Origin of the sequence: Pseudomonas sp. YQ_6 (assembly GCF_043103245.1) — a bacterium.
Classification (GTDB): domain Bacteria; phylum Pseudomonadota; class Gammaproteobacteria; order Pseudomonadales; family Pseudomonadaceae; genus Aquipseudomonas; species Aquipseudomonas alloputida.
Map to the genome: position 1 here is coordinate 30,733 of NZ_JBICJR010000033.1, position 19,948 is coordinate 50,680.

Consider the following 19,948-nt stretch of genomic DNA (forward strand, 5'->3'; position numbering starts at 1 on the left):
AGGGCCGCAAAGCGGCCCCAGCAATCTATGCATGATGCCGAGATCCTGGGGCCGCTGCGCGGCCCTTTCGCGACGCCAGGCCGCTCCCACAGGGATCGCGCCAGCTTTTAGAAATTGAGCAAGACAGTTGCCCCCACAGGGAATGCGTCAGTCTTCGCTGATGGTAATGCTGGGCATTGCCGGCGCCGCAGCTTCCTGCAGCACGATCCGCGCGCCTACCTGGCGGGCCAGCTCCTGGTAAACCATGGCAATCTGGCTTTCCGGCTCGGCGATCGCCGTCGGCTTGCCGCTGTCGGCCTGCTCACGTATCAGCATCGACAACGGCAGCGACGCCAGCAGGTCGACGCCATACTGGCTGGCCAGCTTCTCGCCGCCACCTTCACCGAACAGGTGTTCGGCATGGCCGCAATTCGAGCAGATATGCACGGCCATGTTCTCGACCACGCCCAGCACCGGAATGTTGACCTTGCGGAACATTTCCACGCCCTTCTTGGCATCCAGCAGCGCCAGGTCCTGTGGCGTGGTGACGATCACCGAGCCGACCACCGGCACCTTTTGTGCCAGGGTCAGCTGGATGTCACCGGTACCCGGCGGCATATCGATCACCAGGTAATCCAGGTCATCCCAAGCGGTCTGGGTGACCAGTTGCAGCAGCGCGCCAGAGACCATCGGGCCACGCCATACCATCGGCGTGTTGTCGTCGGTGAGGAAGGCCATGGACATGACTTCCACGCCGTGGGCCTTGATCGGCACGAACCACTTCTGCTCACGAATCTGTGGACGGGTACCCTCGGCGATGCCGAACATCACCCCCTGACTGGGGCCGTAGATATCGGCATCGAGAATACCTACCCGTGCGCCTTCGCGTGCGAGGGCCAAGGCCAGGTTGGCAGCGGTGGTCGACTTGCCCACACCGCCCTTGCCCGAGGCCACGGCAATGATGTTCTTGACGTTGGCCATGGCTGGCACCTGGGCCTGGGCCTTGTGCGCGGCCACCACGCAATCGATCGAAACCTGGGCGCCAGTGCCCCCCTCGAGGCTGCCAATGGCGGTCTGCAGCACCTGGGCCCAGCCGTTCTTGAACAGCCCTGCGGCATAACCCAACTGCAACTGCACGCTGACCTGCCCGCCCTGGATATCGATGGCGCGCACGCAGCCGGCGCTGACCGGGTCCTGGTTCAGGTAGGGGTCGGTGTACTGGCGAAGCACGCCTTCAACGGCGGCACGGGTGACGGCACTCATGGAGACTCCCATTGGCAAACTGAATGTAAAACAGCCGCCTATCCTAACCCGTCAATCGTCAGCAGATGCGCTTGCGGGGTGAAATATCTTCGCCAGCCCTTTATAGTGGCCGATCACCCTCATTTTTACCCCGTAGCCAGATAAGTAGCCGAGCCACCATGTCCGAGCCACGCCAGATTCTCGTCACCAGCGCCCTGCCCTATGCCAATGGATCGATCCATCTCGGCCATATGCTGGAGTACATCCAGACGGACATGTGGGTGCGCTTCCAGAAGCTGCGCGGCAACCAATGCATCTATGTCTGCGCCGACGACGCCCACGGTTCGGCCATCATGCTGCGCGCCGAAAAGGAAGGTATCACCCCGGAACAGCTGATCGCCAACGTCCAGGCCGAGCACAGCAGCGATTTCGCCGACTTCCTGGTGGACTTCGACAATTTCCACTCCACCCACAGCGAAGAGAACCGCGAGCTGTCGAGCCTGATCTACTCGCGCCTGCGCGAAGCCGGGCACATCGCCACCCGGTCGGTGACCCAGTACTTCGACCCGGAAAAAGGCATGTTCCTTGCCGACCGCTTCATCAAGGGCACCTGCCCGAAGTGCGCGGCCGAAGACCAGTACGGCGACAACTGCGAAAAATGCGGTGCCACCTACGCACCCACCGAGCTGAAGAACCCCAAGTCAGCGATCTCCGGTGCCACCCCGGTATTGCGTGACTCCCAGCATTTCTTCTTCAAGCTGCCAGACTTCCAGGCCATGCTGCAGCAGTGGACCCGAAGCGGCACCCTGCAGGACGCGGTAGCCAACAAGCTGGCGGAATGGCTGGACTCCGGCCTGCAGGAGTGGGATATCTCCCGCGACGCGCCATACTTCGGCTTCGAGATCCCGGGTGAGCCTGGCAAATACTTCTACGTATGGCTGGATGCACCAATCGGCTACATGGCCAGCTTCAAGAACCTCTGCGCGCGCCGCCCGGAGCTGGACTTCGACGCCTTCTGGAACGAAGGCTCCAAGGCCGAGCTGTACCACTTCATCGGCAAGGACATCGTCAACTTCCACGCCCTGTTCTGGCCAGCCATGCTCGAAGGCGCCGGCTTCCGCAAGCCGACCGCGGTCAATGTGCACGGCTACCTGACGGTCAACGGCGCCAAGATGTCCAAGTCACGCGGCACCTTCATCAAGGCCCGCACCTACCTGGACCACCTGCAGCCGGAATACCTGCGTTACTACTATGCGGCCAAGCTGGGCCGTGGCGTCGACGACCTGGACCTGAACCTGGAAGACTTCGTACAGAAGGTCAACTCCGACCTGGTCGGCAAGGTCGTCAACATTGCCAGCCGCTGCGCCGGTTTCATCCACAAGGGCAACGAAGGTGTGATGGTAAGCGGTGATGCCGCGCCTGAGCTGACCGAAGCCTTCCTGGCTGCCGCACCTTCCATCGCCGAAGCCTATGAGGCCCGTGATTTTGGCCGCGCCATGCGCGAAATCATGGCACTGGCCGACCGCGCCAACGCCTGGATCGCCGACAAGGCACCGTGGTCACTGGCCAAGCAGGAAGGCAAGCAGGATGAAGTCCAGGCCATCTGCGCCCAAGGCATCAACCTGTTCCGCCAGCTGGTGATCTTCCTCAAACCGGTACTGCCGGTGCTGGCCGCTGACGCCGAGGCTTTCCTCAACGTGGCCCCGCTGACCTGGAACGACCACCTGACACGCCTGGAAAACCACCCGCTTAACCCGTTCAAGGCCCTGATGAGCCGTATCGAACCGGCCAAGGTCGAAGCCATGGTCGCTGCCAGCAAGGAAGACCTGCTGGCTGCCGAAGCCAAGGCCCCGGCGGGCAATGGCGAACTGGCCAAGGACCCGCTATCGGCAGAGATCGAGTTCGATACCTTCGCTGCCGTCGACCTGCGTGTGGCGCTGATCGTCAAGGCTGAAGCCGTGGCGGGTGCCGACAAGTTGCTGCAACTGACCCTGGACATTGGTGACGAGCGACGCAACGTGTTCTCCGGCATCAAGTCGGCCTACCCAGACCCGTCCAAGCTGGAAGGCCGCCTGACCATGATGGTAGCCAACCTCAAACCCCGGAAGATGCGCTTTGGCGTGTCCGAAGGCATGGTCATGGCTGCCGGCCCTGGCGGTGAAGAAATCTACCTGCTGAGCCCGGACAGCGGCGCCAAGCCAGGCCAGCGCATCAAGTAACCGCCCTGCGGGCCATTGTGGGAGCGGCCTGCCCGCTCCCACAATTACGCAGGCCCCTTCATGTCAAACCCGGACAATCGCCCCGATTCCCGGCTATCGTCATCTCATGAATGACTACATCCTGGTCCTGATCAGCGCCGCACTGATCAATCACCTGTGCCTGCTTCGACAGCCACTCCCCGGGCTGCAACTGCAGGTGCACGGCCTGGCCTGCGCCCTGTGCATCGCCCTGGGCGTAATCGGCGCGCAGCTGCTGGTGCACGCGGTACTTGCCCCGTTGCACATCCACGATCTTGCCCTGTTTCTGCTATTGCCCTGGCTGGCTTTGCTCGCCTGGGGCCTGCCCTGGCTTTTGGCCAAGTGGCGCCCGGCCTGGCCTGTAGTGGGGCTGCCAGCGCTGCTGTTAAGCAATGCAGCAGCGCTTGGGCTGGCGCTGCAGCAGACAAGCGACAACAGCACCTGGCCAACCATGCTGCTCCAAGGCTTGCTGACGGGTGGCGGCTTCTGGCTGGCGCTGATGGTGTTCGCCGACCTGCGCCAGCGCAGCGCCCACGCCGATATCCCCAACGTACTGCGCGGCCTGCCCATCGAATTGATCGGTGCCGGGGTGATGGCCATGGCATTTTCCGGTTTCAACGGAATGTTTGGCCAATGAGCAGTCCCGATCCGCGCCTACGCACCAGCATGGGCCTGGTCTTGCTAGCCTGCACGCCTGGACTGCTGGCGCTGTTGTGGCTGCATGGCTGGGGCATGATGCTGAACCTGTTGCTGTGCGCCAGTGCCGCGCTGCTGTGCGAGGCATTGCTGCTGGCACTGCGCAGCCAATCACTGAGCCAGGCGCTAAACGACGGCAGCGCACTGGTGACCGCCGTGCTGCTGGCGGCCGCCCTGCCCACCTTGGCGCCATGGTGGCTGCCGGTCATCGCGGCAAGTGTCGCGATCGGTATCGGCAAGCAGGCCTACGGTGGGGTGGGGCGAAATCTGTTCAATCCAGCCATGGTGGGCTATGCCTTCGTGCTGCTCAGCTTCCCGTTGCAGATGAACCATTGGCCTGGGCAGGCCCCAGGCCTGCTCGACAGCGTGCAGCAGGTGTTCGCTGGGGGCGAACAGATCGATGCCTGGGCCCGGCCGACATTGCTCGACGGCTTGCGCCACAACCGCAGCCTGACCATCGACGAGCTGTTTGCCAGCCATCCGGGCTTTGGCAACATTGGCGGGGCAGGCAGCGAATGGGTCAACCTGGCATTCCTGCTTGGCGGCCTGTTCTTGCTGCAGCGCAAGGTGATCAGTTGGCATGCACCGGCAGGTTTGCTGGCAGGGCTATTGGTATTCAGCCTGTTGGGCTGGAACGGTTCGGGGTCGGACTCCAATGGCTCGCCTTTGCTGCACCTGTTTTCCGGCTCGACCATGCTGGCAGCATTCTTCATTGCGACCGAGCCAGTATCCGGCCCCCGAGACGACTGGGCCAAACTGTGCTTCGGCGTAGGAACAGGGGTGCTCATCTACCTGATTCGTACGTGGGGCAGCTATCCGGATGGCACCGCGTTCGCCGTCCTGCTGATGAACCTTTTCGCACCGGCACTCGAGCGCATGGCTGCGCAGCGTCAGCAGGCAGCCCGATGAAGCGCGGGGTTCGGAATGTGGGCCTGTTGCTGCTGACGGGAGTATTGGCAGTGTCCGCCACCCTGGCCTGGCGGCAGTGGACCGGTCCGGCCATCGCCGGCGCTGAAAAGCAGCTGCAAAGCCGCCTGCGACTGGCCGTGCTGCCCGACGGTAGCTATGACAACCAGCCCCTGGAAAGCCCACTGCCAAGGCCCGCCGCACAGAGGCCCAACAGCCGTATCCTGGCAGCTTACCGTGCCACTGTGGCAGGTAAGCCAAGCGCCATTATCCTGATAACACAGGCCCAGGGGTATGCCGGGCCGATCGTGCTGAGCGTCGCCATCACCACGGACGGCCGGCTGATCGGCAGCCAGGTTGTCGAACAACAGGAAAGCCCCGGGCTGGGCGATCGCCTGGGGGATCCGCGATTGCACTGGCTGAGTCAGTTCAACAACCGCGATCAGGGCGATCACTGGGCGCTGAAGCGGGACCAGGGTGACTTTGACCAATTGGCCGGCGCAACCGTGACCTCGCGCGCGGTGATCGCCGCATTGCAGGATGCGCTGAGCTATTTCGACGAGCAGCGTAGTGTATTGCTGGAGGGCGCCACCCATGAATAGGTTCTGCCTGCTGGCCATGAGCCTGGCGCCACTGCTGGGTGCCACCCGAACGCTGGCTGAAGGCGCGGCCATCGGCCTGTGCGCAGTACTGATGGGGTGCCTGCACCAACTGTTGCTGGCGCCACTGCGTAAACACATGGCCAGCTGGGCATATGTACTGGCTAGCCTGCTGCTGCTGGCTGCGTTGGCCAGTTGCCTGCAGTTGGCCATGCGGGCCTGGCTGCTACCACTGGCCATTGCTTTGGGCCACTATCCCGCATTGTTGTGCCTGCAATGCCTGGCCAGTGACCACCTGTTGCCTGACCAACACCGCTGGCGCCTGCTCGCAAGGCACCTCGGCGCTGTCTTTGCCATTTGCCTGCTGCTGGGCGCCAGTCGCCAATGGCTGGCTGACCATGCCGAGCTGCACCTGGCCAGCCTCGCCCCCGGTGCGCTACTGCTGCTGGGTCTGCTGTTGGCCTTGTACAATCGCCTGCTTCCGGGCCCAGCCCACCCACATTGTCAAGGAAAGCCCTGATTTCATGAATGCCGCCAAACGCCTGGAGATTTTTCGCAGGCTGCACGAAGACAACCCCGACCCCAAGACCGAACTGGCCTACACGACCCCGTTTGAACTGCTGGTCGCCGTGACACTGTCCGCGCAATCCACCGACGTCGGCGTCAACAAGGCCACTGCCCGCCTGTTCCCCGTCGCCAACACCCCCGAGGCCATCCATGCCCTGGGCGTTGAAGGCCTCAGCGAATACATCAAGACCATCGGGCTTTACAACAGCAAGGCCAAGAATGTCATAGAAACGTGCCGGCTGCTGATCGAGCGCCACGACAGCCAGGTACCGCAAACCCGCGAAGCGTTGGAGGCGCTACCCGGTGTCGGCCGAAAAACCGCCAATGTGGTGCTTAACACGGCGTTTCGCCAACCGGCCATGGCCGTGGATACCCATATCTTCCGGGTGAGTAACCGAACGGGCATCGCGCCAGGCAAAACGGTGCTGGAAGTGGAAAAGAAACTGGTCAAGTTTGTACCCAAGGACTATCTGCTCGACGCCCACCACTGGCTGATCCTGCACGGGCGCTACGTATGCCAGGCGCGCAAGCCAAGGTGCGGAAGCTGCAGGATCGAAGATTTGTGCGAGTACAAGCACAAAACCTCCGACGATTGAGCCGATAGCCAAAAACCACTCACATCGATTGAAAAAATCTTTTTTACCAGCGTCTGCTTTCTGGTTATAAGGACGGCCAATGGCCCCTTGGCTTGGAGCGACTCATGAGTACCGATAAAGACGACCTGTCGATCGATGATGATTTTGTTGCCGCAGACGACGACGCGGAGCCACAGGTTGAAATCGCAAAGACCAACCTGAGCAAACGCCGCACCATCGACAACATGCTGGAAGAACGGCGCCTGCAAAAGCAGTTGGCCGATTTCGATTACGACCTGTAGTGCGGGTCCCGTAGTCATGGCCCCATAGCCTTGGCAAAGCCTCCGTCTGGAGGCTTCAAGGCTTGGCGATCAGTTCAGACCTTGCCGTTGCGCCAGCTCGATCAGGTCAACCAGCGACCGTGCATTGAGCTTGAGCAAGAGCCGCGACTTGTAGGTACTGACCGTCTTGTTGCTGAGGTACATGCTGTCGGCAATCTCCTTGTTCGAACGCCCTCGCGCCAGTTGTTGCAGCACCGTCATTTCTCGCGCAGAAAGGCGATTCACCATATCCGTCTCGCTGCCCGCCCCCCTGCCACGTGACGCATGCAAGGCCTGGTTGGGGAAGTAGCTGTAACCCGACAACACAGCCTTGATAGCGCTGAGCAGTTCGGTAAGCTCCTGTTGCTTGCACACGTAACCCGCCGCCCCTGCCTGCATGCAGCGCATCGAAAAGTTGCCGGGGGCCTGTGACGTCAGCACCAGTACTTTGCTACCCGGGCTGAACGTCGCCATGCGGGCGATCACCTCCAGGCCATCCAGTTTCGGGATACCGATATCCAGCACCACGATATCCGGCAGGTGTTGCCGTGTCAGCTGCAACGCAGCCACCCCATTGTCAGTCTCCGCCACAACGTCATACCCATGCCGCTCCATCAGCATGCGTACGGCCAGGCGTATGACCGGATGATCATCCACGATAAGCACTTTATTCATGCGATATCCATACATTGTTGTTGCTTTGGCACGCCAAGATAACCGACAGGACGCTTGCTGGCGCGGCGATTTACCAGCGAAAGCCATGGACAGACAAAGCCTACAGAACTTACAGAAACTTCCTACACACAATGACTATGGTTGTAACAAACAAATTACTTATTACCGAAAGAAACGGTACCACCCACTGACATAAACGTACCAGTTGAAGACTGATCTTCAGCAAAGGAAAACTTCCGACTCAAGCACGTCGAAAAAGCAACACAACGAGGTTCTCTGACGATCATTCCTCCCCCGGGAAACAATCCAGCCTTTAGTTGAGTACAGCAGTAAGGTAAAGATGGACAAAACCGCTGGAGACGGCCTATATGACCCAAGCACAACCTGTCGCCCCGCTGACGATCATTGCCATCTTCGCGGGGATCATCGAAGCCTCCGCCCTTGCCACACTGCCATTTCTCGGCGAGTCCAGCCAAAAGCTCTACACCTGGTTCCTGGTAGGCTTTCCATTCTTTCTGACGGCACTGTTCTTTCTGACGCTCAACTTCAATTACAAGTCGTTCTACAACCCGCTACCCGACAGCACAGCACAGCCCAACACGCCAGCACTGAACAGTGTGGTCACACCCGCTATTTCCAATGATGCCCAAGAGGCGGTACAGGGCGAGCCTGTCACATTCATGTTCTCTGGCCCCGACGCCTATCGCATGATGGAGCAACAACTCTTGCACGCACTTGCCCAACCGCCCGAGCCAACACGAGTCTGGCGCTTTTGTAATCTGGACAGACGTCAATGTGCGCAGCTTTCGATCAGCACACTTGAGGGCGATGATGTGAGCCATCGAAGTTGAACGACCCGCCTTTGCGCGGGCATAAAAAAACCCCGGACTGAGCCGGGGTTTTCGCACACGCCAGCAATCAGAGCAGCGAACGGCCCTTGTTGGCGGCAATGCGCATACGCAGTGCGTTGAGCTTGATGAAGCCCGCAGCATCTGCCTGGTTGTACGCACCACCATCTTCTTCAAAGGTGGCGATGTTGGCATCGAACAGCGAATCGTCCGACTTGCGGCCAACCACGGTCACATTGCCCTTGTACAGTTTCAGGCGCACCACACCATTCACGTTGACCTGCGAAGCATCGATCATCTGTTGCAGCATCAGACGTTCCGGGCTCCACCAGTAGCCGGTGTAGATCAGGCTGGCATACTTTGGCATCAGCTCATCTTTCAGGTGAGCGACTTCGCGGTCCAGGGTGATCGACTCGATGGCACGGTGTGCCTTGAGCATGATGGTACCGCCAGGCGTTTCGTAGCAACCGCGCGACTTCATGCCGACGTAACGGTTTTCGACGATGTCCAGACGGCCGATGCCGTTGGCACCACCGATACGGTTCAGGTCTGCCAGGACGGTGGCCGGGGATTTCTCGACGCCGTCGATGGCAACGATGTCACCATTGCGGTAGGTCAGTTCGATGTAGGTAGCCTGATCCGGGGCATTCTCAGGCGAGACACTCCAGCGCCACATGTCTTCTTCGTGCTCGGTCCAGGTATCTTCCAGGACACCGCCCTCGTAGGAGATGTGCAGCAGGTTGGCGTCCATCGAGTACGGCGACTTCTTCTTGCCGTGGCGCTCGATCGGGATGCCGTGCTTCTCGGCGTAGTCCATCAGCTTTTCGCGGGACAGCAGGTCCCACTCGCGCCATGGGGCGATGACCTTGACGCCTGGCTTCAGGGCATAAGCACCGAGCTCGAAGCGCACCTGGTCGTTACCCTTGCCGGTGGCGCCATGGGAAATGGCGTCAGCGCCGGTTTCGTTGGCGATTTCGATCAGACGCTTGGCGATCAGCGGACGGGCGATGGAAGTACCCAGCAGGTACTCGCCTTCGTAGACGGTGTTGGCGCGGAACATCGGGAACACGAAATCACGCACGAATTCTTCGCGCAGGTCGTCGATGTAGATCTCTTTAACGCCCATTGCCTGGGCCTTGGCACGGGCCGGTTCGACCTCTTCGCCCTGCCCCAGGTCAGCGGTGAAGGTCACCACTTCGCAGTTGTAGGTATCCTGCAGCCACTTGAGAATCACCGAAGTATCAAGGCCGCCGGAATACGCCAGTACGACCTTTTTTACGTCCGCCATGCCATCACTCCACGGGGTTGTACGGAAAGGGACCGATTCTACCGGCGTTGCGGATAAATTTACAGTGGGGCGACAGCTTCTGACGACAAAGCGACAGGAACTTTCGTAGGGGCGACGGGCGGTCGGTTGCAGGATGTGGCATGAGGACCATGGAGGGGCGTCGAGCCGCAGCGTGCATGCCTTGAGGAGTTCAGCGCCTGTGAGATCGAGCGCCGCCAGGTGTCCGCCTCGACACATTCTGCGCCTGTGAGACCGAGCGCCGCCAGGTGTCCGCCTTGATGCGAGCCCATGACATGCACCGACCAGATCTCAGGGCGCCTTCGCCCCCGGGACGCCCGAGGCAGGTGCAGCAGCCGGACCCGCTGGAACAGGCCCTGATACCGGTGCAACACCCGGCGCCGCTTGCTCAACCGGCTTTTCCACCGGTTTCTCAACCACCGCCAGCCTATCAAGCTCGATATTCACCCGCCGATTACGCGCTCGATTCGACGCACTGTTGTTCTTCGCGAGCGGATAACGCTCGCCATGGAAGCGCACAGTGATCTGCTCGTCCGGCACACCATTAGCCTTGAAATAATCGGCCACGGCCAATGCGCGGCGGCGTGACAGGTCGCGGTTGGCCAGGCGGTTGCCACTGTTGTCGGAATGCCCATTGAGCTCGACATGGTTCACCGTCGGGTCGGCTTTCATGTAATCGAGGATCACGTCCAGCCGCGCCTTGGCTGCTGCATCCAGCTCGATACCGCCCCCGGGAAAACCCACCTGGGTCTGGCGCACCTGGTCGTAGTTCATCGGCAACAGTTTGCCAGCACAGACCTGATAGTCATTGTAGGCTTTGGCGAAGCTGACCGGCAGCACTCGCACCTCCATCGGCCTGCCTGCCTCACCGGTGTAGTTGCGCACGACGGTGCTACGCCCGTCGAGCAAGCCGTTGATCAGCCGGCTGGCCTGCCCTTGGGAGGAGCTGAACAGCACACCACTGCGGGCCATACGCACATTGCCCAGGTTGATATCGCCACGCCCTGGTTGCCACGGCGCTGCCGCGGCCAACAGGCTGGCGGTGCCTGCACCCAGTACGTTGCTGTCCGACCGCAGCTGGAACACCGGCTGCTCGCCTGCCCGACGCACGAACGTACCGCTGCCGAAACCTTCGATCGGCTGGCTCAGACGGCACTCGAACTGGTCACCCTCGACCTTCCAGGCAATGTTCTCCATGCGCGTCTGGAAAGTCAGTGCGCCGGCCGGCAGGCTGGCGAACAGGGTCAACAGGGCTAGGTAACGCTGGCGCACGGGCGGCTCCACAAATTCTGACGGCTTACCTGCAGGCTATCGGACGCTGTCCTGAAAACTTGATAGCCGTGCTCGCCCCGGGGTTTTCCGGTAGGATTGGGGCTTGAGTTCGACCCGCCTGGAATCCCCAATGTCCGATCGCCTGACCCTCCTGCGCCCCGACGACTGGCACATCCATCTGCGCGATGGTGCCGTCCTGCCCCACACCGTTGGCGACGTGGCGCGTACCTTCGCCCGTGCCATCATCATGCCCAACCTGAATCCTCCGGTGCGTAATGCCGAGCAGGCTGGTGCCTACCGTGAGCGCATTCTGGCTGCCCGCCCGGCCGGCAGTCGCTTCGAGCCGCTGATGGTGCTGTACCTCACCGACCGCACCAGCCCCGAGGACATCCGCGCGGCCAAGGCCAGCGGTTTCGTGTACGCCGCCAAAATGTACCCGGCCGGCGCCACCACCAACTCCGATTCGGGCGTGACCAGCATCGACAACATCTTCCCGGCCATAGAGGCGCTGGCGGAAGTTGGCATGCCGCTGTTGGTGCATGGCGAAGTGACCCGCAGCGAGATCGACGTGTTCGACCGCGAGAAGCGCTTCATCGACGAGCACATGCGCCGTGTGGTCGAGCGCTTCCCGACGCTGAAAGTGGTGTTCGAACACATCACCACCAGCGACGCCGCGCAGTTCGTCACCGAGGCCCCGGCCAACGTGGGTGCGACCATCACCGCCCAGCACCTGCTGTACAACCGCAACCACATGCTGGTTGGCGGCATTCGCCCGCACTTCTACTGCCTGCCGATCCTCAAGCGCAACACCCACCAGGTGGCCTTGCTGGATGCAGCCACCAGCGGCAATCCGAAGTTCTTCCTCGGCACCGACTCGGCACCTCATGCCCGTCACGCCAAGGAAGCAGCCTGCGGTTGCGCGGGTTGCTACACCGCTTATGCGGCCATCGAGATGTACGCCGAAGCGTTCGAGCAGCGTAACGCGCTGGACAAGCTGGAAGGCTTCGCCAGCCTGCACGGCCCGGCCTTCTATGGCCTGCCGGCGAACACCGAAACCATTACCCTGGTCCGCGAAGAATGGACCGCTCCGGAAAGCCTGCCATTTGGCGAGCAAACCGTAGTCCCGCTGCGCGCTGGCGAAAAACTGCGCTGGCGCCTGCTGGAGAAAAACGCGTGAGCGAAGACCTTTACGAAGACGACCTGGACACCCAAGGCAGCAGCGGTCCTCGCCACCCGATGGCCGAGCGCTTCCGCGGCTATCTGCCGGTCGTGGTGGATGTTGAAACCGGTGGTTTCAACAGCGCTACCGATGCATTGCTGGAAATTGCCGCCGTCACCATCGGCATGGACGAGAAAGGCTTCCTGTTCCCCGAACACACCTACTTCCACCGAGTGGAGCCGTTCGAGGGCGCCAACATCGAGCCGGCCGCGCTTGAGTTCACCGGGATCAAGCTGGACCACCCGCTGCGCATGGCGGTCAGCGAGGAAAGCGCGATGACCGACATCTTCCGTGGCGTGCGCAAGGCACTCAAGGCCAACGGCTGCAAGCGGGCGATTCTGGTCGGCCACAACAGCAGTTTCGACCTGGGTTTCCTCAATGCAGCAGTGGCGCGCAATGACCTGAAGCGCAATCCGTTCCACCCGTTCTCCAGCTTCGACACCGCCACCCTGGCGGGCCTGGCGTATGGCCAGACCGTGCTGGCGCGGGCCTGCCAGAGCGCTGACATCGACTTCGACGGGCGTGAGGCGCACTCGGCACGTTATGACACCGAGAAAACCGCTGAGCTGTTCTGCGGCATCGTCAACCGCTGGAAAGAAATGGGCGGCTGGCGCGATTTCAACGATTGACCTGCCAAAGGCATTCGCGGGCACGCCCGCTTCCACAGGTTCACCTTTGCCTTCAGGCATGCAGAGAATCGGTGGGAGCGGGCGCGCCCGCGAAGAGCCCGGCACAGAAAGGCATAAAAAAACCGGCCACGAAGGCCGGTTTTTTCATGCACGCAGCAATTACAGCTTGCCAGCGTTCTCGCTCAGGTAGGCAGCAACGCCTTCAGGCGAAGCGTTCATGCCCTTGTCGCCTTTTTTCCAGTTGGCAGGGCAGACTTCGCCGTGCTCTTCGTGGAACTGCAGAGCGTCAACCAGACGCAGCAGCTCGTCCATGTTACGGCCCAGTGGCAGGTCGTTGACGATCTGCGAACGGACAACACCGTTGGTATCGATCAGGAAGGCACCACGGAAGGCCACGCCGCCTTCGGACTCAACGTCGTAGGCTTTGCAGATTTCGTGGGTCATGTCGGCAGCCAGGGTGTACTTCACCTGACCGATGCCGCCGTTGTTGACCGGGGTGTTACGCCAGGCGTTGTGGGTGAAGTGCGAGTCGATCGATACACCGATCACTTCCACGTTGCGCGCCTGGAAGTCAGGGATGCGGTTGTCCAGGGCGATCAGCTCGGACGGGCAGACGAAGGTGAAGTCCAGCGGGTAGAAGAACACCAGGCCGTACTTGCCCTTGATGGCCGAGGCCAGGTTAAAGCTATCGACGATCTCGCCATTGCCCAGCACGGCCGGAACGGTGAAATCGGGGGCTTTCTTACCAACGAGTACGCTCATTGTAATCTCCTGATGAGGGTGAAAAACCGTTTGCCGGGCCAGACGGGCTTGCCCGACATCCAACAAAGGCCGACCATCATACACGGCTTCTCATGACAGGCCGACTCCGTCGACAAAGCGACCACCGGTCACTCAAGCACAGCCCTCTCAGAAAGATCTTTGACAAGCATTCTCATTACCATTAAGCTCCAACCCATCGACCCAACAAGCGATGGTCAGCCCTTATGTATGTGTGTCTTTGTGTCGGCGTTACCGACGGACAGATCCGCGATGCGATCTATGAAGGATGCTGCAGTTACAAGGAAGTGCGAGCCGCCACCAATGTCGCCAGCCAGTGTGGGAAATGCGCCTGCGTGGCCAAGCAAGTGGTCCGCGAGACCCTGACCGAGCTTCAGGTCAGTCAGGCAGCCCTGCCCTACGCCGTCGAATTTACCGCTGCCTGAACGCAGAATTTCAAGAACCGGACCTGGTGTCCGGTTTTTTTATGCCCGAAATTCAACAAGTTAGCGTTGCAACGCGGTTCACAAACATTCTTATTCCTATTAATTTTCACTTATTATTCAAGAACTTAGGTTTGACACACCTAAGTATCGGGCTCAAACTTCAGTGGATTGACACACTTCTACAGGGCAGGAACCCGACATGAAAGGCGACGTAAGCGTCATCCAGCATCTCAACAAGATCCTCGGAAACGAGCTGGTCGCGATCAACCAGTACTTCCTGCACGCACGCATGTACGAAGATTGGGGGCTGAACAAACTCGGCAAGCACGAGTACAAAGAATCCATCGATGAAATGAAGCACGCTGACAAGCTGATCAAGCGTATTTTGTTCCTCGAGGGTATTCCTAACGTTCAGGACCTGGGCAAACTGCTGATCGGCGAGCACACCAAGGAAATGCTCGAGTGCGACCTGAAGATTGAACAGCAAGGCCTGGTCGACCTGAAGGCCGCCATCGCCCACTGTGAAACCGCTGGCGACTTCGGCTCGCGTGACGTGCTCGAAGATATCCTCGAGTCCGAGGAAGAACACATCGACTGGCTGGAAACCCAACTGGGGCTGATCGACAAGATCGGTATCGAGAACTACCTGCAGTCGCAGATGGGCGAAGAGTAAATATTCGCCCCATGAAAAAACCCGCGATCAGCGGGTTTTTTCATGCTTGCCGGAAGATCAGGCTTCAGAAGCCTTGGCCTTGGCAGCCGCTTCCTTGATCAGGGTTTGCAGCTCACCCTTCTCGAACATTTCCAGCATGATGTCGCTGCCGCCAACCAGCTCACCGGCTACCCACAGTTGCGGGAAGGTCGGCCAGTTGGCGTATTTTGGCAGGTTGGCGCGAATTTCCGGGTTCTGCAGGATGTCGACGTAGGCGAACTTTTCGCCACAACCCATCACGGCCTGCGATGCACGCGCAGAGAAGCCGCACTGCGGAGCATTCGGCGAGCCTTTCATGTAAAGCAGAATGGTGTTGTTGGCAATCTGCTCTTTGATCGTTTCGATGATATCCATGTAGCACCTCGGCTGAACTATCCGACACAGTCGTCGGCACGGTGTCGCATTGTATCGGAAAGCCGAGCGCAGTGCTCGGCCTTGCCGTTCCTCAAGCGGCCTCGACCTGCACGGGTACGCCATTGAGTGCAGCGTTTCCGGAAACCTGGTCCCGAAAGCGCTCATCGGTCAGGTCATTGGCACTCACGCCGGGTTGCGCCTGGGCGATCTGCATGTGCACGCCCTGACGACCATGACCATAACCATGGGGCAAGCTGACCACACCGGGCATCATGTCCTCGCAGGCCTGCACCTCGACCTCCAGTGAGCCGGTACGCGAACGTATGCGCACGCGCTGGCCATCCTGCAGTTGCCGCTGCTGCAAGTCTTGCGGGTGCATCAACAACTGATGCCGTGGCTTGCCTTTCACCAGGCGATGGAAGTTGTGCATCCACGAGTTGTTGCTGCGCACATGGCGGCGCCCGATCAGCAGCAGTTCGCCCGGCACCGGGGGCGTCATTTGCGCCAGGCGGTGCAGGTCGTCCAGTAAAACCTGGGGGGCGGCTTCGACAGCCTTGCTGGCAGTCGCCAGGCGCCCGGCGAGGTTGCTGCGTAACGGCCCCAGGTCAAGCCCGTGCGGGTGATCGTCCAGGGTTGCCAGGGAGAGCCGCCAAGGCGTAGCTTCACCATAGCGCCCTTTGCGCAGGGCTTGATCAATCATCTGCGCAGGCGACCAGGTCTGCTTCAACTCCAACTCGGCACGCTTGGCAAAAGCCTGGGCCAGGCCGACGAAGATTTCCCAGTCATGCAATGCTCCCTCCGGCTTGGGCAGGATCGCCCGGTTGAAGCGCGTGACATTGCGCACTGCCAGCAGGTTGAAGGTGCTGTCGTAATGGTCGTTCTCAAGCGCTGAGGTGGAGGGCAGGATCAGGTCGGCATGGCGGGTGGTTTCGTTGATGTAGAGGTCGATACTGAGCATGAACTCCAACCCCTCCAGCGCCGTATCCAGCTGGCGGCCGTTAGGCGTGGACAACACAGGGTTGCCGGCAACTGTCACCAGGGCGCGCACCTGCCCTTCGCCCAGTGTTTGCATTTCCTCGGCCAGGGCAGCCACCGGCAGCTCGCCGCCGTACTCGGGCAAGCCCGACACACGGCTCTGCCAGGCGTTGAAGTGGCCGCCCGAGGTGGTTGCCACCAGGTCGACGGCAGGCTCCGTGCACAACGCGCCGCCTGTACGGTCGAGGTTGCCGGTCACCAGGTTCACAAGCTGCACCAGCCAGTGGCAAAGGGTACCGAATGCCTGGGTCGAGACACCCATGCGGCCGTAGCACACGGCCTGCCCGGCAGCGGCGAAGTCGCGTGCCAGCTGGCGAATATCCGCTGCAGCAATACCACATTGGGCGCTAACGGCCTCGGCACTGAACGGCGCAATGGCCTCGCGCACCTGCTGCAGGCCGCTAACCGGCAAGTGCGAGCCCCGTGCCAGGCCTTCTTCGAACAATGTGTTGAGCAAGCCGCACAACAGGGCTGCATCACCACCAGGGCGTATGAACAAATGGCTGTCAGCCATTGCAGCCGTTTCGCTACGCCGCGGGTCAACCACCACCAGGCGCCCACCACGCGCCCGCAGGGCCTTCAGGCGCTTCTCCACGTCCGGAACGGTCATGATGCTGCCGTTGGAGGCCAGCGGGTTGCCGCCAAGAATCAGCATGAACTCCGTGTGATCGATGTCCGGAATCGGCAGCAGCAGCCCATGCCCGTACATCAAGTGGCTGACCAGGTGTTGGGGCAACTGGTCCACGGACGTGGCAGAGAAACGGTTACGGGTCTTGAGCAGGCCCAGGAAATAGTTGCTGTGGGTCATCAAGCCGTAATTGTGCACACTCGGGTTGCCTTGGTAGACCGCCACGGCATTGCGCCCATGGGCTTGCTGGACCGCCCACAATTTTTCGGCAGCCAGTGCGAAAGCCTCATCCCAGCCAATGGCCTGCCATTGCTCACCGACTCGCTTGTGGGGCTGGCGCAGGCGATCCGGGTCGTTCTGGATGTCCTGCAACGCCACGGCCTTGGGGCAGACATGGCCACGGCTGAACGGGTCCTGGGGGTCGCCCTTGATCGAGCTGATCAGGGCCCGCCCGTCCTCCTCATGACTGACTTCGATGTTGAGCCCGCAGATCGCTTCGCACAGGTGACAGGCACGGTGATGCAGGGTCTTGGTCATGGCCGCCTCTGCCTTGTTGTTGTCGAACAGTGACTATGCGCCCGACCCCGCCCCGCGGCCAGTGCGCTTCGCCGCGTGAATCCACCGACATCAGGCGCACGATTCACGACAGCCATTTGCCAAATTGCCAGCAAGCCGTGTACAACCGTCTGTAGCAAATAAAGAACAGCACGGGCCAACGGGTAAAGACACCCTTTGCAATACCCTTTGCAATCACGCCGCTTTTCCCCCCTTGGCTTCAGGCGACATTTACTTATAGTATTGCGCCTTTCCCTATTTCGTCCGCCCCGTGCGGCTTACGCCGCAGGTCACCCCCGTTGTCAAAAAAACCATACGGTCGACCTGCATACCGTTGCAGATAAGGTAGTCACTCATGAGCGCTAGGCACTTTCTCTCCCTGCTGGACTTCACCACCGACGAATTGCTCGGGGTGATCCGCCGCGGCATCGAGCTGAAGGACCTGCGTAAGCGAGGCGTGCTGTTCGAACCGCTGAAGAACCGTGTACTGGGCATGATCTTCGAAAAGTCCTCGACCCGTACCCGTGTGTCGTTCGAGGCCGGCATGATCCAGCTCGGTGGCCAGGCCATCTTCCTGTCGCCCCGCGACACCCAGCTGGGCCGCGGCGAGCCGATTGGTGACAGCGCCATTGTGCTGTCGAGCATGGTTGATGCGGTGATGATCCGTACCCACGCCCACAGCACCCTGACCGAGTTCGCCGCCAAGTCGCGCGTACCCGTGATCAACGGCCTGTCCGACGAATCGCACCCGTGCCAACTGCTGGCCGACATGCAGACCTTCGTTGAACACCGCGGCTCGATTCAGGGCAAGACCGTGACCTGGATCGGCGATGGCTTCAACATGTGCAACTCCTATATCGAAGCCGCCAGGCAGTTCGATTTCCAGCTGCGCATCGCCTGCCCCGAAGGCTATGAGCCGGATCAACGCTTCATGGCACTGGGCGGTGACCGCGTGCAGATCATCCGGGATGCCAGGGAAGCTGTGCGTGATGCACACCTGGTGGTCACCGATGTCTGGACTTCCATGGGTCAGGAGGAGGAAACTGCACGGCGCCTGGCGCATTTCGCGCCTTACCAGGTCACCCGCGAACTGCTCGACCTGGCTGCACCCGATGTCCTCTTCATGCACTGCCTGCCCGCCCATCGTGGCGAGGAAATCAGCCAGGACCTGCTCGACGACCCACGTTCGGTCGCCTGGGACGAGGCTGAAAACCGCCTGCATGCACAGAAGGCGCTTCTCGAATTCCTTGTAGAACCGGCTTACCACCACGCATGAGTCAACCCCTACTGCTCAACCTGCGCAACCTCGCCTGCGGCTATGGCGACCAGCGCATCGTCCAGAACCTCAACCTGCACCTGAACGCAGGCGACATCGGTTGCCTGCTGGGTTCATCCGGTTGTGGCAAGACCACCACCCTGCGCGCCATCGCCGGTTTCGAGCCGGTGCACGAAGGTGAAATCCACCTGGCCGGTGAGGTCATTTCCCGGGCTGGCTTCACCCTGGCTCCGGAAAAGCGCCGCATCGGCATGGTATTTCAGGACTACGCGCTGTTCCCGCACCTGACCGTGGCGCAGAACATTGCCTTTGGTATCGCCAAACACCCACGCCAGGCCGCCGTCATCGAAGAGATGCTGGAGCTGGTCAAACTCGGCGGGCTGGGCGGACGTTACCCGCATGAGCTGTCTGGCGGCCAGCAGCAACGTGTCGCCCTGGCCCGGGCGCTGGCGCCCGAGCCGCAGCTGCTGCTGCTTGACGAGCCGTTCTCCAACCTCGACGTGGAGCTGCGCCGGCGCCTGAGCCATGAGGTTCGCGACATTCTCAAAAGCCGCGGTACCAGCGCCATTCTGGTCACCCATGACCAGGAAGAAGCCTTTGCCGTCAGCGACCAGGTTGGCGTCTTCAAGGAAGGCCGCCTGGAACAGTGGGATACGCCCTATAACCTTTACCACGAACCGCAGACGCCATTCGTGGCGAGTTTCATCGGCCAGGGATACTTCATCCGTGGGCAAATGAGCAGCCACGAGGCAGTCAATACCGAAGTGGGTGAGCTGCGCGGTAACCGCGCCTACATCATGGCGCCGGGCAGTTCGGTGGATGTACTGCTGCGCCCGGATGATATCGTGCATGCACCTGGCAGCGCGCTCCTGGCGAACATCGTGGGCAAGAGTTTCCTTGGGGCATCCACGCTCTACCGCCTGCAGTTGCCCACCGGTAGCCAGCTGGAAGCGATCTTCCCTAGCCATAACGACCACGAGATCGGTGAGAATGTGGAGATTGCAGTGAAGGCCGATCACCTCGTGCTATTCCCGGTACCGGGTAGCGTTGCAGCACAGTTGCCACGCCAGGAGAATGGCGTGCGTCGATACAGTTCGGCGACTTGACTTCAGC

At 60.9% G+C, this 19,948-nt stretch carries 21 protein-coding genes; 14 read left to right on the forward strand and 7 right to left on the reverse strand.

Annotated elements, in window-relative coordinates; genetic code table 11:
- Positions 1–147: 147 nt before the first annotated feature.
- Positions 148–1,242 (reverse strand): iron-sulfur cluster carrier protein ApbC, encoded by a 1,095-nt coding sequence (gene apbC / locus ACF8FG_RS10780; RefSeq protein ID WP_318078428.1) that lies wholly within the window; start codon positions 1,240–1,242, stop codon positions 148–150.
- 158 nt (positions 1,243–1,400) lie between these two features.
- On the opposite strand from apbC, the gene metG reads away from it, so the two are divergent.
- From metG to ACF8FG_RS10815, 7 genes are all read left to right on the forward strand, one after another.
- Positions 1,401–3,440 carry a methionine--tRNA ligase gene (gene metG, locus ACF8FG_RS10785; protein WP_014589921.1) on the forward strand — a complete coding sequence of 680 codons (2,040 nt, stop codon included), beginning with the start codon at positions 1,401–1,403 and terminating at the stop codon, positions 3,438–3,440.
- Positions 3,441–3,546: 106 nt separating this feature from the next.
- Complete coding sequence (locus ACF8FG_RS10790) at positions 3,547–4,095, forward strand: Rnf-Nqr domain containing protein (protein WP_144179916.1); 549 nt, start codon at positions 3,547–3,549, stop codon at positions 4,093–4,095.
- Positions 4,092–5,063, forward strand: a complete 972-nt coding sequence (locus ACF8FG_RS10795) for an RnfABCDGE type electron transport complex subunit D (protein ID WP_014589919.1) — start codon at positions 4,092–4,094, stop codon at positions 5,061–5,063. The genes ACF8FG_RS10790 and ACF8FG_RS10795 overlap by 4 nt, the downstream gene beginning before the upstream one ends.
- Positions 5,060–5,662, forward strand: a complete 603-nt coding sequence (locus tag ACF8FG_RS10800) for an RnfABCDGE type electron transport complex subunit G (protein WP_019438143.1) — start codon at positions 5,060–5,062, stop codon at positions 5,660–5,662. Before ACF8FG_RS10795 ends, ACF8FG_RS10800 begins: the two co-directional genes overlap by 4 nt.
- On the forward strand, positions 5,655–6,179 hold the full coding sequence (locus tag ACF8FG_RS10805; protein WP_014589917.1) for a hypothetical protein: 525 nt from the start codon (positions 5,655–5,657) through the stop codon (positions 6,177–6,179). Before ACF8FG_RS10800 ends, ACF8FG_RS10805 begins: the two co-directional genes overlap by 8 nt.
- A 4-nt stretch (positions 6,180–6,183) precedes the next feature.
- Positions 6,184–6,822 (forward strand): endonuclease III, encoded by a 639-nt coding sequence (gene nth, locus ACF8FG_RS10810; RefSeq protein ID WP_014589916.1) that lies wholly within the window; start codon positions 6,184–6,186, stop codon positions 6,820–6,822.
- A 104-nt stretch (positions 6,823–6,926) separates the two neighbouring features.
- Positions 6,927–7,103: a PA3496 family putative envelope integrity protein gene (locus tag ACF8FG_RS10815; RefSeq protein WP_010952256.1), complete on the forward strand. Its 177-nt coding sequence runs from the start codon at positions 6,927–6,929 to the stop codon at positions 7,101–7,103.
- Between the two features lie 69 nt (positions 7,104–7,172).
- Here the strand turns inward: ACF8FG_RS10815 and ACF8FG_RS10820 are convergent, their stop codons facing one another.
- The gene (locus ACF8FG_RS10820) at positions 7,173–7,796 is read right to left on the reverse strand and encodes a response regulator transcription factor (RefSeq protein WP_003254939.1); all 624 of its coding nucleotides are present in this window, start codon (positions 7,794–7,796) and stop codon (positions 7,173–7,175) included.
- 368 nt (positions 7,797–8,164) lie between these two features.
- Between ACF8FG_RS10820 and ACF8FG_RS10825 the strand changes: the two genes are divergently transcribed.
- Positions 8,165–8,647 (forward strand): hypothetical protein, encoded by a 483-nt coding sequence (locus tag ACF8FG_RS10825; RefSeq protein ID WP_014589915.1) that lies wholly within the window; start codon positions 8,165–8,167, stop codon positions 8,645–8,647.
- 67 nt (positions 8,648–8,714) lie between these two features.
- On the opposite strand, the gene ACF8FG_RS10830 is transcribed toward ACF8FG_RS10825, so the two are convergent.
- Both ACF8FG_RS10830 and ACF8FG_RS10835 read right to left on the reverse strand, forming a co-directional pair.
- Complete coding sequence (locus ACF8FG_RS10830; RefSeq protein WP_003254941.1) at positions 8,715–9,932, reverse strand: argininosuccinate synthase; 1,218 nt, start codon at positions 9,930–9,932, stop codon at positions 8,715–8,717.
- 309 nt (positions 9,933–10,241) lie between these two features.
- The gene (locus ACF8FG_RS10835) at positions 10,242–11,222 is read right to left on the reverse strand and encodes an OmpA family protein (protein WP_019438141.1); all 981 of its coding nucleotides are present in this window, start codon (positions 11,220–11,222) and stop codon (positions 10,242–10,244) included.
- Between the two features lie 130 nt (positions 11,223–11,352).
- Here ACF8FG_RS10835 and pyrC point away from each other — a divergent pair, with 130 nt between their 5' ends.
- Together pyrC and rnt are read left to right on the forward strand one after the other, a co-directional pair.
- Complete coding sequence (pyrC, locus tag ACF8FG_RS10840; protein ID WP_014589913.1) at positions 11,353–12,399, forward strand: dihydroorotase; 1,047 nt, start codon at positions 11,353–11,355, stop codon at positions 12,397–12,399.
- 59 nt (positions 12,400–12,458) lie between these two features.
- On the forward strand, positions 12,459–13,070 hold the full coding sequence (gene rnt / locus ACF8FG_RS10845) for a ribonuclease T (protein WP_010952252.1): 612 nt from the start codon (positions 12,459–12,461) through the stop codon (positions 13,068–13,070).
- A gap of 159 nt (positions 13,071–13,229) precedes the next feature.
- Here rnt and ACF8FG_RS10850 read toward each other — a convergent pair whose 3' ends face one another.
- On the reverse strand, positions 13,230–13,832 hold the full coding sequence (locus tag ACF8FG_RS10850; RefSeq protein WP_003254945.1) for a peroxiredoxin: 603 nt from the start codon (positions 13,830–13,832) through the stop codon (positions 13,230–13,232).
- Positions 13,833–14,056: 224 nt separating this feature from the next.
- On the opposite strand from ACF8FG_RS10850, the gene ACF8FG_RS10855 reads away from it, so the two are divergent.
- Together ACF8FG_RS10855 and bfr are read left to right on the forward strand one after the other, a co-directional pair.
- On the forward strand, positions 14,057–14,275 hold the full coding sequence (locus ACF8FG_RS10855; RefSeq protein WP_134697459.1) for a bacterioferritin-associated ferredoxin: 219 nt from the start codon (positions 14,057–14,059) through the stop codon (positions 14,273–14,275).
- A gap of 199 nt (positions 14,276–14,474) precedes the next feature.
- Complete coding sequence (bfr, locus tag ACF8FG_RS10860) at positions 14,475–14,948, forward strand: bacterioferritin (RefSeq protein ID WP_003254948.1); 474 nt, start codon at positions 14,475–14,477, stop codon at positions 14,946–14,948.
- A gap of 57 nt (positions 14,949–15,005) precedes the next feature.
- On the opposite strand, the gene grxD is transcribed toward bfr, so the two are convergent.
- Both grxD and ACF8FG_RS10870 read right to left on the reverse strand, forming a co-directional pair.
- On the reverse strand, positions 15,006–15,341 hold the full coding sequence (grxD, locus tag ACF8FG_RS10865; RefSeq protein ID WP_003254949.1) for a Grx4 family monothiol glutaredoxin: 336 nt from the start codon (positions 15,339–15,341) through the stop codon (positions 15,006–15,008).
- Between the two features lie 91 nt (positions 15,342–15,432).
- On the reverse strand, positions 15,433–17,541 hold the full coding sequence (locus ACF8FG_RS10870; protein WP_070383524.1) for a molybdopterin-dependent oxidoreductase: 2,109 nt from the start codon (positions 17,539–17,541) through the stop codon (positions 15,433–15,435).
- Between the two features lie 373 nt (positions 17,542–17,914).
- Between ACF8FG_RS10870 and argF the strand changes: the two genes are divergently transcribed.
- Both argF and ACF8FG_RS10880 read left to right on the forward strand, forming a co-directional pair.
- Positions 17,915–18,835 carry an ornithine carbamoyltransferase gene (gene argF, locus ACF8FG_RS10875; RefSeq protein WP_014589911.1) on the forward strand — a complete coding sequence of 307 codons (921 nt, stop codon included), beginning with the start codon at positions 17,915–17,917 and terminating at the stop codon, positions 18,833–18,835.
- Positions 18,832–19,941, forward strand: a complete 1,110-nt coding sequence (locus tag ACF8FG_RS10880; protein ID WP_014589910.1) for an ABC transporter ATP-binding protein — start codon at positions 18,832–18,834, stop codon at positions 19,939–19,941. Before argF ends, ACF8FG_RS10880 begins: the two co-directional genes overlap by 4 nt.
- Positions 19,942–19,948 lie beyond the last annotated feature (7 nt).

Excerpts from the sequence above, each read along its gene's own strand:
- ACF8FG_RS10855 (WP_134697459.1), top strand. The coding sequence starts at position 14,057 with ATGTATGTGTGTCTTTGTGTCGGCGTTACCGACGGACAGATCCGCGAT.
- ACF8FG_RS10795 (WP_014589919.1), top strand. The coding sequence starts at position 4,092 with ATGAGCAGTCCCGATCCGCGCCTACGCACCAGCATGGGCCTGGTCTTG.
- metG (WP_014589921.1), top strand. The coding sequence starts at position 1,401 with ATGTCCGAGCCACGCCAGATTCTCGTCACCAGCGCCCTGCCCTATGCC.
- ACF8FG_RS10870 (WP_070383524.1), bottom strand. The coding sequence starts at position 17,541 with ATGACCAAGACCCTGCATCACCGTGCCTGTCACCTGTGCGAAGCGATC.
- ACF8FG_RS10880 (WP_014589910.1), top strand. The coding sequence starts at position 18,832 with ATGAGTCAACCCCTACTGCTCAACCTGCGCAACCTCGCCTGCGGCTAT.
- ACF8FG_RS10850 (WP_003254945.1), bottom strand. The coding sequence starts at position 13,832 with ATGAGCGTACTCGTTGGTAAGAAAGCCCCCGATTTCACCGTTCCGGCC.
- pyrC (WP_014589913.1), top strand. The coding sequence starts at position 11,353 with ATGTCCGATCGCCTGACCCTCCTGCGCCCCGACGACTGGCACATCCAT.
- ACF8FG_RS10825 (WP_014589915.1), top strand. The coding sequence starts at position 8,165 with ATGACCCAAGCACAACCTGTCGCCCCGCTGACGATCATTGCCATCTTC.
- ACF8FG_RS10805 (WP_014589917.1), top strand. The coding sequence starts at position 5,655 with ATGAATAGGTTCTGCCTGCTGGCCATGAGCCTGGCGCCACTGCTGGGT.
- argF (WP_014589911.1), top strand. The coding sequence starts at position 17,915 with ATGAGCGCTAGGCACTTTCTCTCCCTGCTGGACTTCACCACCGACGAA.
- ACF8FG_RS10820 (WP_003254939.1), bottom strand. The coding sequence starts at position 7,796 with ATGAATAAAGTGCTTATCGTGGATGATCATCCGGTCATACGCCTGGCC.
- ACF8FG_RS10800 (WP_019438143.1), top strand. The coding sequence starts at position 5,060 with ATGAAGCGCGGGGTTCGGAATGTGGGCCTGTTGCTGCTGACGGGAGTA.
- ACF8FG_RS10830 (WP_003254941.1), bottom strand. The coding sequence starts at position 9,932 with ATGGCGGACGTAAAAAAGGTCGTACTGGCGTATTCCGGCGGCCTTGAT.
- nth (WP_014589916.1), top strand. The coding sequence starts at position 6,184 with ATGAATGCCGCCAAACGCCTGGAGATTTTTCGCAGGCTGCACGAAGAC.
- rnt (WP_010952252.1), top strand. The coding sequence starts at position 12,459 with ATGGCCGAGCGCTTCCGCGGCTATCTGCCGGTCGTGGTGGATGTTGAA.
- ACF8FG_RS10815 (WP_010952256.1), top strand. The coding sequence starts at position 6,927 with ATGAGTACCGATAAAGACGACCTGTCGATCGATGATGATTTTGTTGCC.
- ACF8FG_RS10790 (WP_144179916.1), top strand. The coding sequence starts at position 3,547 with ATGAATGACTACATCCTGGTCCTGATCAGCGCCGCACTGATCAATCAC.
- apbC (WP_318078428.1), bottom strand. The coding sequence starts at position 1,242 with ATGAGTGCCGTCACCCGTGCCGCCGTTGAAGGCGTGCTTCGCCAGTAC.
- bfr (WP_003254948.1), top strand. The coding sequence starts at position 14,475 with ATGAAAGGCGACGTAAGCGTCATCCAGCATCTCAACAAGATCCTCGGA.
- grxD (WP_003254949.1), bottom strand. The coding sequence starts at position 15,341 with ATGGATATCATCGAAACGATCAAAGAGCAGATTGCCAACAACACCATT.